We start from the raw sequence: 16,944 nt of genomic DNA on the forward strand, positions 1-16,944 counted from the left end.
CGGTGCCACACTGCAGTTCGTGGCAGTATTGCGACGCACCGACCGCAGGAGGACACATGCGCTTGTCGCCCCACGAGCAGGAGCGTCTGCTCCTGAGCTACGCCGCGGAACTCGCGCGCAGGCGCCGGCAACGCGGCCTCGTGTTGAACCATCCGGAGGCGGTGGCCCTCATCACGGATCACATCCTGGAGGGGGCCCGCGACGGCCGGTCGGTGGCCGAGCTGATGGTGTCCGGTCGTGAGGTGCTCACCCGGTCCGACGTGATGGAAGGCGTCCCGGAGATGCTGCACGACGTACAGGTGGAGGCCACGTTCCCGGACGGAACCAAGCTCGTCACCGTCCACGATCCGATTGCATAGGGGTGACCGTGATTCCAGGTGAAGTCGTGTGCGCCGAGGGCGTGATCGAGCTCAACGAAGGTTCTCCCCGCACCGAACTCGAGGTGGTCAACACCGGTGACCGCCCGGTCCAGGTCGGGAGCCACGTTCATTTTCCGCAGGCCAATCACGCACTGCAGTTCGACCGTTCCGCCGCCCACGGGCTGCGGCTCGACATTCCCGCCGGCACCGCGGTGCGCTTCGAACCAGGTATCGCGCAGACGATTTCACTCGTCCCCTTGCGTGGGACCCGTGAAGTGCACGGGCTGAGCCTCACTCCTCCCGGAAAGCTGGACGCGTCATGACCGAACTCAGCCGCGCACGCTACGCCGAGCTGTTCGGTCCCACGACCGGTGACCGCATCCGGCTCGCCGACACCGACCTTCTGATCGAGATCACCGAGGATCGCAGCGGTGGGCCGGGGCTGGCCGGCGACGAGGCGGTGTTCGGTGGTGGAAAAGTGTTGCGCGAGTCCATGGGGCAGGGTCGCGCGACCCGCGCCGAGGGCGCCCCCGACACGGTGATCACCGGTGTGGTGGTCGTCGACCATTGGGGAATCATCAAGGCGGACGTCGGTATTCGGGACGGACGCATCGTCGCGCTCGGCAAGGCAGGCAATCCCGACACGATGTCGGGGGTCCACCCCGATCTGGTGGTGGGTCCGTCCACCGAGATCATCGCCGGGAACGGCAAGATTCTCACGGCCGGCGGTATCGACTGTCACGTGCACTTCATCTGCCCGCAGATCATGGACGAGGCGCTGGGCGGCGGCATCACGACGATGATCGGCGGCGGCACCGGCCCCGCCGAGGGCAGCAAGGCCACCACTGTCACCCCCGGTTCGTGGCACACCGCCCGGATGCTGGAGGCGCTCGACGGCTGGCCGATGAACATCGCGCTGCTCGGCAAGGGCAACACGGTCAGCTCCGAGTCGATGTGGGAGCAGTTGCGCGGCGGCGTCTCCGGGTTCAAGCTGCACGAGGACTGGGGTTCGACTCCGGCGGCCATCGACGCGTGCCTCACCGTCGCGGACGCCGCGGGAGTGCAGGTGGCCCTCCACTCGGACACGTTGAACGAGGCCGGCTTCGTCGAGGACACTCTCGCGGCCATCGCCGGACGCGCGATCCACGCCTATCACACGGAGGGGGCGGGCGGCGGCCACGCGCCGGACATCATCACGGTGGCCGCGCACACGAACGTCCTGCCGAGTTCGACCAATCCGACCCGGCCGCACACGGTCAACACGCTCGACGAGCATCTCGACATGCTCATGGTGTGCCACCACCTGAGCCCGAAGATCCCGGAGGATCTGGCGTTCGCGGAGAGCCGCATCCGGCCCTCCACCATCGCGGCGGAGGATCTGCTCCACGACCTCGGCGCCATCTCCATGATCGGCAGCGACTCGCAGGCGATGGGACGCATCGGCGAGGTCGTGTTGCGCACGTGGCAGACGGCGCACGTGATGAAACGCAGACGGGGTTTCCTGCCCGGCGACAACGGCGCCGACAATCAGCGCGTCCAGCGGTACGTGGCGAAGTACACGATCTGCCCTGCCGTCGCGCACGGGTTGGAAGCCGAGATCGGATCGGTCGAGGTCGGCAAGCTCGCCGACCTGGTGCTGTGGGATCCGGCGTTCTTCGGTGTCCGGCCGCACGCGGTGATCAAGGGCGGGATGATCGCGTGGGCCGCGATGGGCGATGCCAACGCGTCCATACCGACTCCGCAACCGGTGCTTCCGCGTCCGATGTTCGGGGCGGCGCCCAAGGCGGCGGCCGCCACGTCCGTGCACTTCGTCGCTCCGCACGCCCTCGAGGACGGACTGGCCGATCGGCTGGACCTGAGCCGTCGACTGGTGCCGGTCGCGAACGTGCGGTCGCGGGGCAAGTCCGACATGCCCCGCAACGACGCGCAGCCGCGGATCGAGGTGGACCCGGACACGTTCACGGTCCGCGTCGACGGCGACGTGTGGGAAGAGCAACCGGCGGCGGAACTGCCGATGGCCCAGCGATACTTCCTGTTCTGATGCGCCTCGCTCACCTGATGTCCCTCGCCGACTCGCGGCTGCCCACGGGCGGCCACGTGCATTCGGGCGGCATCGAGGAGGCCGTCGCCAGCGGGGTCGTCCGCGACGTCGCCACGATGGAGGCGTTCCTGCGTCGCCGGATACGGACCGCCGGGCTCGTCGGGGGATCGATCACCGCGGCGGTGTGCGCCGGCCGGCTCACCGCCGAACACGCCGACGCCGAAATGGATGCGCGAACCCCGTCCCCGGCGGCGCGGTCGTCGTCGCGGGCGCAGGGGAGAGGTCTGCTGCGGCTGGCCCGCACCACGTGGCCCGAGCACGACTGGTCGCCGCTCGGGACACGTCCGCACCTGCCCGTGGTGTCGGGGATGGTCGGATCCGTCACCGCGGTCGAACCGCGGGAGGCGGCGCTGGTCGTCGTGTACACCACCATGACCGGGTCCGCGATCGCCGCGCAGCGTCTGCTCGCTCTCGATCCCGCGCAGGTCGCCGCGTGCACGTTCGCGCTGTCCGACCTGTGCGACGACACCGCCGGCCAGTGCGTGACCGGACTGTCCAGCGTGTCCGACCCCTTCATGGATGTCGTCGCCGAGCGGCACGTTCTGCGGGACCGCCCCCTGTTCGTGTCGTGACACTCAGCTGTATCCCAGTAAGGAGAGATCAACCATGCCACCGCATTTCATCGATGGTGAACCCCACGACCACCAGCACGACCGTCCCCGGCGGGTCCGGGTGGCGGGGGAGCCGGTCCGGATCGGGATCGGCGGGCCCGTCGGATCGGGCAAGACGGCGCTCGTCGCCGCGCTGTGCAGGCAACTGCGCGAGGAGTTGTCGCTGGCCGTGCTCACCAACGACATCTACACCACCGAGGACGCGGACTTCTTGCGCCGCCACGCCGTGCTGCCGGACGAGCGCATCGCCGCCGTGCAGACCGGTGGGTGCCCCCACACGGCGATCCGCGACGACATCACCGCCAACCTCGACGCCATCGACGACCTGATCGCGGCCAACCCGCCGCTCGATCTGATCCTGGTGGAGTCCGGCGGCGACAACCTCACCGCGACGTTCTCCTCGGGCCTGATCGACGTGCAGATCTTCGTCGTCGACGTCGCCGGTGGTGACAAGGTTCCTCGCAAGGGTGGTCCCGGTGTGACGTTCTCGGATCTGCTCGTCATCAACAAGACGGACCTCGCGCCCATGGTCGGAGCCGATCTCGGGGTGATGCGCCGCGACGCCGAGAAGGTCCGCGAGGGCAGGCCCACGGCGCTGATCTCGTTGACGGAGGACCCGTCGTCCGGGCCGGCGCTGGAGTGGGTGCGCGAGCAGGTGCGCACCCTCGCCGACGTGCACTAGTAGTGCGCACCGAACTGACGATCGTCGCGTCCCCCGACCGCAGTCCGCGGATCTCCGCGGTCGGGGGACTGGCGGCGCGGATCACCGGCCGCGACACGGTCCACGTGATCGGCACCGCCGCGACCCCGCTCGGCGGCGATCACTGGGACGTCACCGTCCGGGTGCTGTCGGGTGCCCGGCTGACGCTGCGCAGCGTCGCGGCGTCCCTTGCCTTGCCCGGCCGGGGTCGTGTGCTGTCCACGGCGCAGTGGTCGGTGGAGGTCGAGGACGACGCCGTGCTCGACTGCGCGCTCGAACCCACGTTGATCGCGGGCGGCGCGGAGCATCGCGTCGAGACGACGGTGTCCCTCACCGAGTCGTCGACGGTGCTGCTGCGTGAGCGGGTGCAGATCGGCCGGGCGGGGGAGAGCGCGGGACGCTGGGTCGGGGTCACCAACGCCGATCTCGGCGCCCTGCCGCTGCTCCGGCACCAGCTGGAACTCGGCGTCGGCACCGTGTCGCACGACGTTCTGGACGGCCCGGCGGCCGTCACGAGTGAATTGCGGTACCCGGACGACCGGCCCGCGGACGTCACCGGCGACATCCGGTCGGCGCGGACCCGTCTGCCCCTCGCCCGCGGCGGCAGCCTCACCACCCGGCTCGGCCCGCACCTGTGACGCGGTGAGTGGCAAAGTGCGTGATGGTGCGCATTTCCGCACCCGTACCGGGAGCGCCTAAGCTCTACCCTTGTGCTTTCCGTCGTTCCTCGCCCCGTTGTAGTCAGGGCCCCGTCCAAGGTCAATCTGCATCTGGCCGTCGGGGACTTGCGTGACGACGGCTATCACGAGCTGAACACGGTGTTCCAGGCGCTCTCGCTCAGCGACACGGTGTCGGTGGTCCCCGCGGAGACGCTGTCGGTGACGGTCCGCGGTGAGGACGCCCGCGTCGTGCCCACCGACAGCAGCAACCTCGTGTGGCAGGCCGCCGAGCTGCTCGCGGCCGAGTCGGGGCGGCGCCCGGACGTCGAGATCGCCATCGACAAGGGCATCCCGGTGGCCGGGGGCATGGCCGGCGGCAGCGCGGACGCCGCGGCGACGCTGGTCGGGCTGAACGCGCTGTGGCAACTCGACCTGTCGCGGGAGGAACTCGACGGGTTCGCCGCGAAGCTCGGCAGCGACGTTCCGTTCTCCCTCCACGGTGGCACCGCGGTCGGCACGGGACGCGGCGAGCGACTTCTGCCGGTGCTCTCCCGCAGCACGTTCCACTGGGTGCTCGCGCTGGCGAAGGGCGGCTTGAGCACACCGACCGTGTTCCGGGAGCTGGACCGGTTGCGTGCCGACGGGAATCCGCCGCGACTCGGCGGACCCGAAGACCTGATGCACGCGCTCACGACGGGCGACGCCGCGACGCTGGCCCCGTTGCTGGGCAACGACTTGCAGTCGGCCGCGCTGTCGCTGAATCCGGGCCTGCGGCGGACGCTGCGAGCCGGGGTCGCGGCGGGCGCACTGGCCGGCATCGTCTCCGGGTCCGGTCCGACCTGTGCCTTTCTTTGTGCTGAAGCGGATGCCGCGGTCCGGGTCAGCGCAGAACTCGCAGGTGCGGGGGTGTGTCGCACGGTGCGGGTCGCCAGCGGACCCGTACCGGGCGCCCGAATAATCAACGACGCGGCGGAGGGATCGCACTGATGGCGAATCTGATCAATCTCGAGCAGGTATCGAAGTCCTTCGGCATCAAGCCGCTGCTCGATTCGGTATCCCTCGGAGTGCAGGAGGGCGAACGCATCGGCGTCGTCGGCCTCAACGGCGGTGGCAAGACCACCATGCTCGAGGTGCTGGCCGGCGTGGAGGCGCCCGATTCCGGACGAGTCAGCCGGGTCGGCGGCCTGCGCATGGCGGTCGTGACCCAGCGCGGCGTCCTGCCGCCCGGTTCGAGCGTGGGCGACGTGGTGCTCGGACCGCTCGGGGTGGCCGACCACGAGTGGGCGGGCGACGCCCGCATCCGGTCGATCCTGGCCGGCATCGGCATCGACAACCTGGGGCTCGAGGTGTCGGTGGACGGGCTGTCCGGTGGTGAGCGGCGACGCGTCGCACTGGCCGCCGCGCTCGTCCAGGACCTCGACCTGCTGGTGCTCGATGAGCCGACCAACCACCTCGACGTCGAGGGTGTGCAGTGGCTGGCGGAACATCTCGTCAGCCGGCGCAGCGCGCTGGTGGTCGTGACCCACGACCGGTGGTTCCTCGACACCGTCGCCAACCGCACGTGGGAAGTGGTGGGCGGCAAGGTCGAAAGCTACGAGGGCGGTTACAACGACTGGATCTTCGCCCGCGCGGAGCGCTCCCGGCAGGCCGACGCGTCCGAGGAACGTCGCCGCAACCTCGCTCGCAAGGAATTGGCCTGGCTGCGGCGCGGTGCCCCCGCCCGCACGTCCAAGCCGAAGTACCGGATCGAGGCCGCGGAGGCGTTGATCGCGGACGTCCCACCGCCCCGCGACAACGTCGCGCTGGCGTCGTTCGCGCAGCGCCGGCTCGGCAAGGTCGTCATCGAACTCGACGATGCGCGCCTGGAGACGCCGGACGGCCGGGTGCTCGTCGACGACCTCACGTGGCGGTTGGCGCCGGGGGAGCGGGTCGGCCTGGTCGGCGTCAACGGCTCCGGCAAGACGACGCTCCTGCGCACGCTCGCCGGGGAGATCTCGCCGGCGTCGGGCAAGCGCATCCAGGGGCAGACGGTGCACATCGGCTGGCTCCGTCAGGAACTCGACGATCTGCCGACGAACATGCGGGTGCTCGAGGCCGTCAAGGACGTCGCCGAGCGGATCACGTTGGGCGACAAAGAGGTGTCGGCCGGGCAGCTCGCCGAACGGCTGGGCTTCACGCCTGCGCGGCAGCGGACACCGGTCGGTGACCTGTCCGGTGGCGAGCGTCGCCGGCTGCAGCTGACCCGTGTGCTGATGTCGGAGCCGAACGTACTGTTGCTCGACGAGCCGACCAACGACCTCGACATCGACACGCTGCAGCAGCTCGAGGACATTCTCGACGGCTGGGCGGGCACGATGGTCGTCATCAGCCACGACCGGTACCTGATCGAACGCATCTGTGACTCCACGTGGGCGTTGTTCGGCGACGGCAAGCTGACCAACCTGCCCGGTGGGATCGAGGACTACCTGCGTCGCCGGGCGAAGATGGTCGACACCGGCGCGCCGTCGGTGGCGTCGACGGCAACCGGTGCGTCGGCCCCCAAGCAGGTGCGGGACGGGGCCGCGGAACGCGCCGCGCGCAAGGAACTGTCGCGTCTCGAGCGGGCCGTGGCGAAATTGGACGACCGCGAACGGAAGCTGCACGAGAAGCTGGCGGAGGCGGCCACCGATCCGGACAAGTTGCAGAAGCTCGACACCGAGCTCAAGCAGGTCGTCGCGGAGAAGGAAGCCACCGAGGAACAGTGGATGGAGCTGGCCGCCGAGCTGGATTAGTGTCCCCGGGCCAGTCAGAACCGCACCGACAGGATGCCGTCGCGGTCCGTGACGTGAACGGTCCGCCCGATCACCGACCGCGCCGGGGTCTGTGCGAACGCGGACAGTGCGAGCGCCTCCTCGGAGCCGGTATGTCCGGCCAGGCGCCGGCCGTCGGGGGTGTGCGCAACGACGAAGCCGGTCGCGGGGGCGCCGTCCCGCCCGTACTCCACGGTGGATGTGACGATGTCGGCTCGTCCTTCATAGCTGGTGACGAGTTCCGGCGCCTCCGACCGGAGCTGCACCGGCGCCGGATCGCCGACGTATCCACCCGGGTGCGGGGCGCCCGCCAGCAACACCACGTGCTGGTACGTCAGATAGCCGCCGTTGCCGTGGACCAGGGCCGGTCCCGCGCCTTCCCGCAGTCGGCGGGTGACCTCGGCGATCGAGTGCAGCGTGTAACTGTTGAGGGGACCGCCGAAGAAGGAGTGGCCGCCCGTCACGCTCGGCACGATGCTTTCGGGCAGGCCGAGCGTGCGGGTGAGTAGCTTCGGCACCACTGGGAAGCAGCTGTACGCGTCGACGATGTCGAGTGCCGATGCGTCGATCGAGGCCCGCGACAGTGCCCGGTGAACTGCATCCGTCATGGCCGTGGACGTGCCGAAACCGTTGCGGCTCAGGACGTCCACGGGATCGGTGGCTCCCGCGCCGCCCCACAGGTACACCGTGCGGTCCTCCGGAACGCCGTGTTCGCGCGCAACGGCCAGGGAGCACACCAGCGTCGCGGCGGCCTGATCGACGAACGGCATGGCGTTGAGCATCAACGGGTACGGCTCGCACACCATCCGGTTGCCCGGACCCACCGTGGCGATCTCCTCCGCGGAATACACCTCGGACGTCCACGACGCGGGGTTCTTCGCCGCCAGTTCGGAGAACGCCGAATACATCCGGGCCGACTCGGCCAGCGACTGATCGGGTCCGACACCCGACTCGTGCGCCACCCGGTTCTCGAACAACGGGTACACCCGGGTCGGAACGATCAGGCCGGCACGCTGCATCGCGGGGCTCCCGAGATCCGCCGGGTCGAAGGCGGGGGGACCGCCCGGCGCCGACGCCCAGCCCAGTGACGCGGGATCGGTGCCCGACTTCCGGAGCGCCGTCATGGTCGCCTGCGCCTCACCGCCGACGAGGAGCGCTGCCGACGACCGGCCCGCGGCGATGTCGGCGCCGATGCGGTCGAGGAGCGCCGCGGGCCAGTGGCCGCCGATCGGGGACGTGCTCGACCGTCGTGACGGCAGATTCAACCGGGCGGCCAGCAGTCCGGGGAGATCGTCGTACGACCAGCTGACGGTCTTCACCGCATGGATTGCGTCGATCCGGGAGCCGAGGGTCGCGGAGCCGCTGTCGGCGAGAGCAGCACGCGCGGCGTCGGTGATCAGGTCGAGCGGTTCACGCGGGGCCGCCGGATCGCCTGCACGGCCGGAGCGGATGTCGCCGACTCCGACGATCACCGGTATGCGGGTCGGATCCATGGATTCCCCTCTCGTGTGACCACGTCAGCGTCACGATAGCGCCGGACGAGATACCTGTGGATTCGGGGTCACAGCAATCCCGACCGGTTATGTGTAGCAACGGAATTAGAATGCTGATGCTCGAAGATGTGAAACCCTCGGGCCCGCGGGGGCCGGCGCGCCCGGGCCCTCGCCAAGTGAGGGTAGCCTAAGGTAGTGTGACTGGTGTGCGGGTGCCCAGGCCATGCAGTCATTTCGTAACCTTTTCGTGTCCCGGATCACGGCCTGAATATGCATGATCTGGGCAAAACGGGGGAAACCAAGGCGAACCTGCAGATAATCCGACTAATCTGCAGTCCAGGGCTTGCATGTTCGCTGCACAGGAGGCGGGGGTCATGGATCTCGAAGCAATCAAACAGATCGAGCAGCTCAAGCACCGTTATTCACGTGCTCTCGATACGAAGTCGTGGGTGGAGTTCGCCGACACGATGGTCCCGGACGTCACGGCGACGTACAGCGAATACCTCACGTTCGATTCCCGTGACTCATTCGTGTCCTTCCTCGAGAACACTCTCGGGACCCACGTCATCACCGAGCATCAGTGCGGCCAGCCCGAGATCACCGTCACCGGTGACACCGCGGTAGGGGTGTGGTTTCTCGCGGACACCACGCTGATTCCCGAGGACGGCATGCTGCTGCGCGGGTCTGCCTATTATCACGATCGTTATCTTCGGTGCCCCGACGGAAACTGGCGGATCACGCACACCGGCTACGAACGCACCTGGGAATCGGTTGCGGCGCTCTCCGATTTCCCGAGTTTCCGGCTCACGTCCAACAAGTGGGCGATGTTGCAACCTCCGGCGTCTGCCTGAGGGAGCACACTGGGACTCGACGCACCGCGGACACTGGGAGGTGACGATGGCTCCGGAAGTCCCCGTTCCCGGCGCGCTGCCGTATCTGACGGTGCGGCGGGGTGTCGAGGCCATCGAGTGGTATTCCAAGGTGTTCGGCGCCGAGGTGGTGGGTGAACCGATCGTCATGGAGGACGGCCGGGTCGGTCATGCGGAACTGCGGTTGCCGAGCGGCATGATCTATCTCGCCGAGGAGTTCCCAGAGATGGGTCTGACGGCGCCGGAATCGGGTTCGACGTCCGTGAGTCTGATGTTGTCCGTCGACGACCCCGATGCCGTCCTGGCGGGTGCCCGCGACGCAGGCGGCAAGGTGGAACGGTGGATCTCGGAGGGCCACGGACACCGCAACGCGACACTCATCGATCCGTTCGGTCACCGTTGGATGCTGGTGGGGCCGACGGATCCGGCCGCGTCGGCCTGAAGACCCGGGCCGCGGCTACTGTCGGCACATGCCGACCACACCCGACCGTTCGTCGTTTCCGGACACCCGCGCATGGATTCGCGCCCTGCCCGCACTCGGCGGCGAGACACCCCCGCCCGTCGACACTCTTCCGGACGCGCCGACCACGCTGTTTCTCGACTGGATCACGCAGGCCGCAGCGGCCGGTGTTCCGGAACCGCACGCGGCTGCGCTGTCGACCGTCGATGCCGACGGCAATCCGGACGCGCGTTTCCTGCTCCTCAAGGACGTCACCGAGCAGGGCTTCTGGTTCTCGGGTGACACTCGCTCGCCGAAGGGCCGTGAACTATCCGCGAATGCCATTGCAGCACTGTCGTTCTACTGGCGCGAACAGGGCCGACAGGTGCGGGTGCGCGGTTCCGTCGTCGAAGGCGATCCGGCACTCTCCGCCCGCGACTTCCGCGAACGGTCGGTCACCGCGCGGGCCGTGGCAGCCGCCAGCCGCCAGAGCGAGGTCCTGGACGATCCCGCCGAATACGAACGCGCCGTCGCGGCGGCGGTGGCCCGCATCGAGGCCGACCCCGACTTCGTGTCGGGCACCTGGCGGGCGTGGTGCATCGTCCCCGACAGTGTCGAGTTCTGGCAGGCGGACGCCGGGCGCAGGCACGTGCGCCAGCTCTACCGCCGCGAGTCCGGCCGGTGGATCCGCGAGGTGCTGTGGCCCTGACCGCGCCCGGCGGCGGGGGTCAGCGTGCGGTCGCGGACGGCGAGCGCAGGTCGACGACGATCGACTGGCCGTTCAGCTTCGCGTGGATCTCGGGGCGCTCGAACCCGGCCGCGACGAGGTACTCGCCGAGCAGCGCCAGCAGTTCGTCGGCGTCCACCGTGGGATCGGCGGAGTGACTGCTCGCCGACGCGAGGTGCTCCTCGAGCAGTTCGGTGTGTGCAAGACGGCCCGCGACTCGCACGGCTGCCACTCCCATCGCGTTGCGTCGCATGACGGTGCGCCCACGAGATTCGAGCGACGCCGTCGTGTCGGAGGCCTCGGCCGGCTCCTCGGAGCTGTGCGAACCCGAGCTGCGCGTCGGCAGCGGGAAGGTGAACGTCTCGGCGGAGCTGGCCGTGGACTTGCCGTTGCCGCTGCCGTTGCTGCCGGTCAGCCCGCCCGTGCTCGGTTCGGCGAAGGGGGACTCCGACGCCGAACTCGTGCCGGCGGAGCCGTTGCTGCCCGATCCGTTGGTGGAAATGCCGTTCTCCATCGTGTCGCTTCCTGCTCGTGGCCAAACGGGTACCGCGCAAAGCCCGTCAGTGTGCTCGATTCGACCTGAAAGCTACCAGGAGGGTCCGGCGAGCCGCACACCTCGACGGCTCACCGAACCCCTTCGGCCCTCAATTCCCGGGCCCAGGCGGACGCGTGCTTCGTGAGCACGCCGGCGATCCGCTCCAGCTCACCCGGGTACGACGCGACCTCGGCGGGCATGGACACACTGAGGGCGTCGGTGGCGGGGATTCGGTAGGGCACGACGGTCGCGATGCACACCACGCCGACCGTCCCCTGTTCCCGTTCCAGGGCCCACCCGCGGTTGCGCACCTCGCCCAGTTCGGTGACGAGATCGTCGACGTCGACGATGGTGTTCTCGGTGAATCGTTCGAGTTTCGCGGGAAGCATCTCCCGGACCTCGCTGGTGGTGAGCTCGGCGAGGAGGGCCTGCCCGAGTGCGGTGACGTGGCACGGCAGCTTGCGGCCGACGCGGTGCATGCGCCGAACCTCGACCTTCGAACCGCGGCTGGCGAGATAGATGACGCTGGCCTCGTCGCGCCGCGCGAAGTGGACGGTATGACTGACCTCCGACCGGAGCGCCTCGAGCACCGCCGCCGCCCTCGACACGACCGAATCCTTGTCGAGGTACGACGTGCCTGCGAGCAGGGCGTGGGTGCCGATGCCGTAGCGCGACCCCGACTCGTCGGCTTCGATCCACCGCAGATCCTTGAGCGTGCGCAGGAGGGCGTGCAGGCTCGAGCGCGGATACTTGCACGCTTCCTGCAACTCGCCGAGGCTCATGCGCGTCGGCGATGCGGCGAGCGTCTCGAGGATGTGGATGGTGCGCTCGGCAGATTTGACTGGCTGGGTTTCCGGCGCTGCCCCACGCATGTCTTCTGTCACCATGAAGACACTATCTCTCATTCTGAACGCGATATCACCTACTGACCCGTGTTCGGTGCCGGCGACGTGGCGCATTCAGTACTCCGCGACGAGGTTGGCCGCGATGTACTCGAGATCGATGTCCTCGCCGAGGCCCGGTCTCTGCGGCATCGCCACCATGCCGTTCTCGTCGACGGGGTCGACGATGGAATTCAGGTGCGGCGGAACCCAGTCGTAATCCACGTGCGGGTGCAGCAGACCGCGCTCGTACCACTGGACGTTGTTGCCCGCTCCGACGAGCGCGAGGTTGGGGGCGCCGTTGCCGTGGATCTCGCACTCGAGTCCGAAACCCTCGGCCATGTGCATCGTCTTCAGGGCCGGTGTGATGCCACCACCGTTCATGGCCCCGACCCGCAGGATGTCGCACGCCTCGTTCGCTATCCAGTCGGCACGAGACCGGTGCCGGCCCGGCGTGGTCTCGGGTCCGATCAGCGGGGTGTCGATCTGGTCGGCGAGCCACTTGTACGACCGCAGCGAGAACTCGTCCATCGGCTCCTCGAACCAGTCGAACTTCAGCCGGTCCAGCTCGCGACCGAGCTTCAGCGCGTCGGTGCGCGAGTACCAGTGGTACCCGTCGAGCATCAGCGAAAAGTTCTCGCCGACGGCATCACGCACGGCGGCACACGCGTCGATGTCCCGGGTCAGATTCGGGGAGCCGGGCAGCGGGGGCATCCAGGTGTGCAGCTTGATGCCCTGGTAGCCCCGCTTCTTCAGCGCGACCGCGAAGTTCGCGTAATCCTCCGGGGTGGCGAGGCCGCCTTCGACGTCGTCGCCGCACATGGTGCTCGCGTACGCCTTGATCTCGGTGCGCGCACCGCCGAGCAGCTTCCACACCGGCGTGTCGAACTTGTTGCCTGCCAGGTCCCACAATGCCTGGTCCACGTAGCTGCAGCTGTGCTCGGGAAGTTCGACAGCCCGGGTGCGCTGACGAATCGCGAACTTCTTGTCCATTGCCTCGCGTGCCAGCGGATCGGAGCCGATCAGGACCGGCCGGAAGTGCTGCTCCACCTGATCCTGCCGAAGGTAGTTCGGCTTGCCCAGAACGTAACCGCTGACGCCGTCGGAGTCGGTGATCCGCAGGAGCGCCCCCATTGCAGGCATGGACGGGCCGGGATGGCGATGACCGTACGAGTCGACCGAGGTGCGTGCCTCGGTCTTGAAAACCTGCACGGCGACTTCTGTGATCACGCTGGACATGATGATTCGCTTCCTGTTCGAAATCTTCTACTTGCCCTGGCGGGCGATGTACTTGGCCATGGAGCGATCGAGTTTCTCGGCGAAGTCGTCGGCGAAATCCTGTGCGCTGAGCTGCCCGATGAGCACCTTCTGCCACTGGCCGAGCATCTGCACCTGAACGATCTTCCCGAAGTCGGGGAGGTAGTCCGGAGGGGTGACCAGTACGGTTTCCGGGTCGTCCAGTGCCGCGAGCGCGGCCTGCACCGACGGCATGTTCGCGAACTCGGGAGCCGAACGCGCCGTCTTGTTGACCGGGATCTGTCCGACGCGCTCGTTCCAGTACGCCTGCGATTCCTGAGAGGTCATGAACTCGACGAACTTCCAGGCCGCAGCCTGATTCTTGCTGCTCTTGAACACGGTGTACGACGGGAACGGGTCCGTCATGACGGTGCGCTTTCCGTCCTCGTTACGCGGCAGCGCCACAGCTCCGGCCTTGTCGCCGAGTGCCTTCTCGTGGTTGCTCAGCGAGCCGAGGTTGTGCTGCATCATGGCCACCGAGCCGCCGCCGAAGCTCGCGACCATCTGCGGGAAGCCGTTGTTGACGTCGGCGGTCGGGGTGTCGACGTCGTAGAGCGCTGCGAAGCGTTCGATGGCGTCGACCATCTCGGGACGGTTCAGCGTCGACTCGCCGTCTTCGAAGAAGCTCTCGACGCCGGTGCTGGCGAACATGTACTGCAGCAGCGGGTAGATCGATCCGGCGCCACCGCGGATGGTGAATCCGTAACGGCCGTCGTCCTTGTCGGTCAGAGTCTGTGCGGCCTCGTAGAATTCGTCGTACGTGTCGGGGGGTTCGATCCCGGCTTCGGCGAACCAGTCGGCGCGGTACCAGAGGGTGGCGTTGTTGCTGGTGTAGGGCAGACCGTACAGGTGCTCGCCGCCACCGGATTCACGTGCCGACTCGAGAATTCCGGCGTCGTACTCGTTGTGCTGCGGTGACGCCGCCACGAAGTCGTCGAGTGAGATGACGGCGTTCTGGGCGACGAGCGGGGCCAGGTAGGCGGTCGAGACGATCCCGAGATCGGGCGCCGAACCGCCGGCGAGCGCGGTCTGGTACTTCTGCTGGGCGCTGTCCGACGGCAGGCCCACGTATTCGATGTCGATGCCGGGGTTGGCGGCCTCGAACCGCCGGATGAGCTCCTCGTACAGCGGAGTGCGGTCCGGACCGGCGTTGTTGTCCCAGAAGGTGAGCCGCGCGTTGTTCGGGTCGCCGAGTGCCCCGTCGGGCAGGGAGGTTTCGGAACTGCAGGAGGCGAGCACAAGCGTGGCCGCCGCGCCTATCAGGGTCGACCGCAGGAGCGTTCGCCGGTTCATGTGAGTCCTCTTTTCGAAAGTCATGATCAGCCTTTGACCGCGCCGGCGCTCAGGCCCTGGACGAGGTACTTCTGGATGACGGCGAAGACGGCGACGACCGGCACCGCGGCGATCAGACCGCCCGCGGCGAGAACTCCGAAGTCGACGTTGTAGGAGCCGATGGTGTAGCTGAGTCCGACCGGCAGCGTGAACTTCTCCTGGCTGCTGATGAACATCAGGCCGAACAGGAAGTTGTTCCAGCTGCCGATGAAGGCGAACGATCCGACGGCGATCAGGCCGGGCCGCAGCAGCGGCAGCATGATGATGCGGAATGCGCGCAGGCGTGAGCAGCCGTCGACCATCGCGGCCTCTTCCAGCTCCACCGGGATCTGCGCGATGAAACCCGCCATGAGCATGGCGGCCAGGGGAAGCTGGAACACGGTGTCGGCGATGATGAGGCCGGTCAGGTTGTTGACGAGGTTCATCTCGCGGAACACCTGGAACAGGGGGATGAGCAGCATGGCGCCGGGCACGAACTGGCTGCACAGCAGTGCCATCACCAGCGGGATCTTGGCGCGGAACTTGAAGCGGGCCAACGCATATCCGGTGGCCAGTGCGACGAACGTGGTCAGGACGAGAGACAACGCGGCAACGATGAGGCTGTTCTTGAAGAAGAAGCTGAAGCCGAGGGTGTTCCACACGGTGTCGAAGTGCTCGAACGTGATGGGCCAGGGGAGCATCGAATTCGATCCGGCGGGCCGGAAGGCGAACACGATCATCCAGTAGAAGGGGACGAGAGTGAACAGCAGGTACAGCGCGAGCGGCAGTCCGACGCTGAACAAGCGGGGCTTCTTCTTGTGTGCGCGCAGCTTCCCGGTGGTGTCCGGCTCGGACAGCGCAACGGCGGGACGATCGGTGGTGGTGGTCACGACGGTCAGACCTTCTCACTGTTGAACTTGCTCAGGCGCAAGTAGAGGATCGAGCAGAACAGCAGGATCACGAATGCGACCGTGGTGAGTGCCGAGCCGTATCCGAAGTCCTGGGCAGTGGTTGCGAGCTGTGAGACGTACAGCGGCAGTGTGGTGGTGACGTCGGCCGGGCCGCCCGCCGTGAGGGTGTACAGCAGATCGACGTTGTTGAACTCCCACACACCGCGCAGCAGCGTCGACAGGATGATGACGGCTTTCAGGTGCGGGAGGGTGACGAAGCGGAACCGCTGCCAGCGGTTGGCGCCGTCCACGTTGGCCGCCTCGTACAGGTCCTTGGGTGCGCTCTGCAGCTCGGCCAGGATGAGGATGGCGAAGAACGGCACACCGCGCCACAGCTCTGCGACGCCCGTCGCCCAGAACGCGGTGTCCGGATCGGCGATGGGAGCGGCAGTGCCGTCGCCGATGCCCATGTTTCCGAGAAGCTTGAAGAGGCCGGTCGACGGGTTGTAGATCAGCAGCCAGATGCCGGTGGTGAGAACGCCGGACACCGCCCAGGGGGAGAACACGAGGGCGCGTGCCAGGCCGCGGCCCCGGAACACCTCGTTGACCAGCAAGGCCAGTCCGAGTCCGAGGATCAACTGGAACACGACCTGGAATCCGACCCACTTCGCGGTGGTGACCAGGCTGGTCCAGAAGAGGGAGTCGGCGAACATCAGCCGGAAGTTGTCGAGGCCGGCGAAACCGTTGTCCCACGGCGTCGTCGGGTTGTAGTACTGCAGGCTGTAGTAGAAGACGCTGCCGACCGGGTAGAAGATGAAGACGGCCAGCAGGATGACCACCGGTGCGATCAGGATGTAGGGGGCAGAGGCTCTGCGCCAGGCCGGTCTGCGACGAGTTCGACCGGGCGAGGCCTGTGCCGCCGGCGCGGACTGCCCTCCTGGCCGGAGGGAGGTGGTGGTGACCATGGTGCACGCTCCGAAGTTCGGTGCCGGTCGCGCCGGCGGGTCAGGGGATTGTGGCTACTGCTGCTGAGGCGAGATCACGGGGGTGGCTCGTCAGCGTGGAAGGTGATGGGAACGATGCGGCCTCCGACCTGCCCGAGGTACCCGGTGTGCGTGAGGGGTTCCGTTGGCGGCGTCTGCGCTTGCTCGTTCATGTATGTGAACTCACGTCCTCTATGTGAATTGTCGAACTCACTATGACGGCAGTCACAAGGTCTGTCAAGGGTGCGCGTTGACTCATCCGAAATGCCCGCGTGAGCCCCTTCGTTGCCTCACGTGAGAA

18 protein-coding genes are annotated in these 16,944 nt (G+C 67.7%); 11 read left to right on the forward strand and 7 right to left on the reverse strand.

Going from position 1 to position 16,944, the window contains the following annotated elements; all coding sequences use genetic code 11:
• Positions 1 to 56: 56 nt before the first annotated feature.
• The 8 genes from QM693_RS28830 (at position 57) to QM693_RS28865 (ending at position 7,201) form a co-directional block, all read left to right on the forward strand.
• Positions 57 to 359 carry an urease subunit gamma gene (locus QM693_RS28830; RefSeq protein WP_005238744.1) on the forward strand — a complete coding sequence of 101 codons (303 nt, stop codon included), beginning with the start codon at positions 57 to 59 and terminating at the stop codon, positions 357 to 359.
• Positions 360 to 367: 8 nt separating this feature from the next.
• Entirely contained in the window at positions 368 to 682 is a 315-nt protein-coding gene (locus QM693_RS28835; protein ID WP_029539516.1) for an urease subunit beta, read from the forward strand.
• Positions 679 to 2,400, forward strand: coding sequence for an urease subunit alpha (locus QM693_RS28840; RefSeq protein ID WP_283354021.1), 1,722 nt, complete (start codon positions 679 to 681; stop codon positions 2,398 to 2,400). The genes QM693_RS28835 and QM693_RS28840 overlap by 4 nt, the downstream gene beginning before the upstream one ends.
• Positions 2,400 to 3,032, forward strand: a complete 633-nt coding sequence (locus tag QM693_RS28845) for an urease accessory protein UreF (RefSeq protein ID WP_283354022.1) — start codon at positions 2,400 to 2,402, stop codon at positions 3,030 to 3,032. Before QM693_RS28840 ends, QM693_RS28845 begins: the two co-directional genes overlap by 1 nt.
• A gap of 34 nt (positions 3,033 to 3,066) precedes the next feature.
• On the forward strand, positions 3,067 to 3,753 hold the full coding sequence (ureG, locus tag QM693_RS28850) for an urease accessory protein UreG (RefSeq protein ID WP_005572827.1): 687 nt from the start codon (positions 3,067 to 3,069) through the stop codon (positions 3,751 to 3,753).
• 2 nt (positions 3,754 to 3,755) lie between these two features.
• Positions 3,756 to 4,409, forward strand: coding sequence for an urease accessory protein UreD (locus QM693_RS28855; RefSeq protein ID WP_283354023.1), 654 nt, complete (start codon positions 3,756 to 3,758; stop codon positions 4,407 to 4,409).
• 72 nt (positions 4,410 to 4,481) lie between these two features.
• On the forward strand, positions 4,482 to 5,417 hold the full coding sequence (locus tag QM693_RS28860; RefSeq protein WP_105413301.1) for a 4-(cytidine 5'-diphospho)-2-C-methyl-D-erythritol kinase: 936 nt from the start codon (positions 4,482 to 4,484) through the stop codon (positions 5,415 to 5,417).
• Positions 5,417 to 7,201 (forward strand): ABC-F family ATP-binding cassette domain-containing protein, encoded by a 1,785-nt coding sequence (locus QM693_RS28865; RefSeq protein WP_283354024.1) that lies wholly within the window; start codon positions 5,417 to 5,419, stop codon positions 7,199 to 7,201. Before QM693_RS28860 ends, QM693_RS28865 begins: the two co-directional genes overlap by 1 nt.
• Positions 7,202 to 7,215: 14 nt before the next feature.
• Here QM693_RS28865 and QM693_RS28870 read toward each other — a convergent pair whose 3' ends face one another.
• Positions 7,216 to 8,712, reverse strand: a complete 1,497-nt coding sequence (locus tag QM693_RS28870) for an acetyl-CoA acetyltransferase (protein ID WP_283354025.1) — start codon at positions 8,710 to 8,712, stop codon at positions 7,216 to 7,218.
• Between the two features lie 374 nt (positions 8,713 to 9,086).
• On the opposite strand from QM693_RS28870, the gene QM693_RS28875 reads away from it, so the two are divergent.
• From QM693_RS28875 to QM693_RS28885, 3 genes are read left to right on the forward strand one after another with little or no spacing between them, the layout of a single operon-like run.
• Positions 9,087 to 9,563, forward strand: a complete 477-nt coding sequence (locus QM693_RS28875; RefSeq protein ID WP_009478940.1) for a nuclear transport factor 2 family protein — start codon at positions 9,087 to 9,089, stop codon at positions 9,561 to 9,563.
• 46 nt (positions 9,564 to 9,609) lie between these two features.
• Entirely contained in the window at positions 9,610 to 10,023 is a 414-nt protein-coding gene (locus tag QM693_RS28880) for a VOC family protein (RefSeq protein ID WP_164059195.1), read from the forward strand.
• A gap of 28 nt (positions 10,024 to 10,051) precedes the next feature.
• On the forward strand, positions 10,052 to 10,729 hold the full coding sequence (locus QM693_RS28885; RefSeq protein WP_105413298.1) for a pyridoxine/pyridoxamine 5'-phosphate oxidase: 678 nt from the start codon (positions 10,052 to 10,054) through the stop codon (positions 10,727 to 10,729).
• Positions 10,730 to 10,748: 19 nt separating this feature from the next.
• Here the strand turns inward: QM693_RS28885 and QM693_RS28890 are convergent, their stop codons facing one another.
• From QM693_RS28890 to QM693_RS28915, 6 genes are all read right to left on the reverse strand, one after another.
• Positions 10,749 to 11,261 (reverse strand): metal-sensitive transcriptional regulator, encoded by a 513-nt coding sequence (locus QM693_RS28890; protein WP_283354026.1) that lies wholly within the window; start codon positions 11,259 to 11,261, stop codon positions 10,749 to 10,751.
• A 110-nt stretch (positions 11,262 to 11,371) separates the two neighbouring features.
• Positions 11,372 to 12,169, reverse strand: a complete 798-nt coding sequence (locus QM693_RS28895; protein WP_164059190.1) for an IclR family transcriptional regulator — start codon at positions 12,167 to 12,169, stop codon at positions 11,372 to 11,374.
• A 72-nt stretch (positions 12,170 to 12,241) separates the two neighbouring features.
• Positions 12,242 to 13,402 carry an enolase C-terminal domain-like protein gene (locus QM693_RS28900; RefSeq protein ID WP_283354027.1) on the reverse strand — a complete coding sequence of 387 codons (1,161 nt, stop codon included), beginning with the start codon at positions 13,400 to 13,402 and terminating at the stop codon, positions 12,242 to 12,244.
• 27 nt (positions 13,403 to 13,429) lie between these two features.
• Entirely contained in the window at positions 13,430 to 14,752 is a 1,323-nt protein-coding gene (locus QM693_RS28905; protein WP_241961812.1) for an ABC transporter substrate-binding protein, read from the reverse strand.
• Between the two features lie 26 nt (positions 14,753 to 14,778).
• Positions 14,779 to 15,660 (reverse strand): carbohydrate ABC transporter permease, encoded by an 882-nt coding sequence (locus tag QM693_RS28910; RefSeq protein WP_283331489.1) that lies wholly within the window; start codon positions 15,658 to 15,660, stop codon positions 14,779 to 14,781.
• 5 nt (positions 15,661 to 15,665) lie between these two features.
• Positions 15,666 to 16,625 carry a carbohydrate ABC transporter permease gene (locus QM693_RS28915; protein ID WP_105413292.1) on the reverse strand — a complete coding sequence of 320 codons (960 nt, stop codon included), beginning with the start codon at positions 16,623 to 16,625 and terminating at the stop codon, positions 15,666 to 15,668.
• Positions 16,626 to 16,944 lie beyond the last annotated feature (319 nt).

It is taken from the genome of Rhodococcus sp. IEGM 1305, from assembly GCF_030058635.1.
In the GTDB taxonomy this organism is placed as follows: domain Bacteria; phylum Actinomycetota; class Actinomycetes; order Mycobacteriales; family Mycobacteriaceae; genus Rhodococcus_F; species Rhodococcus_F opacus_D.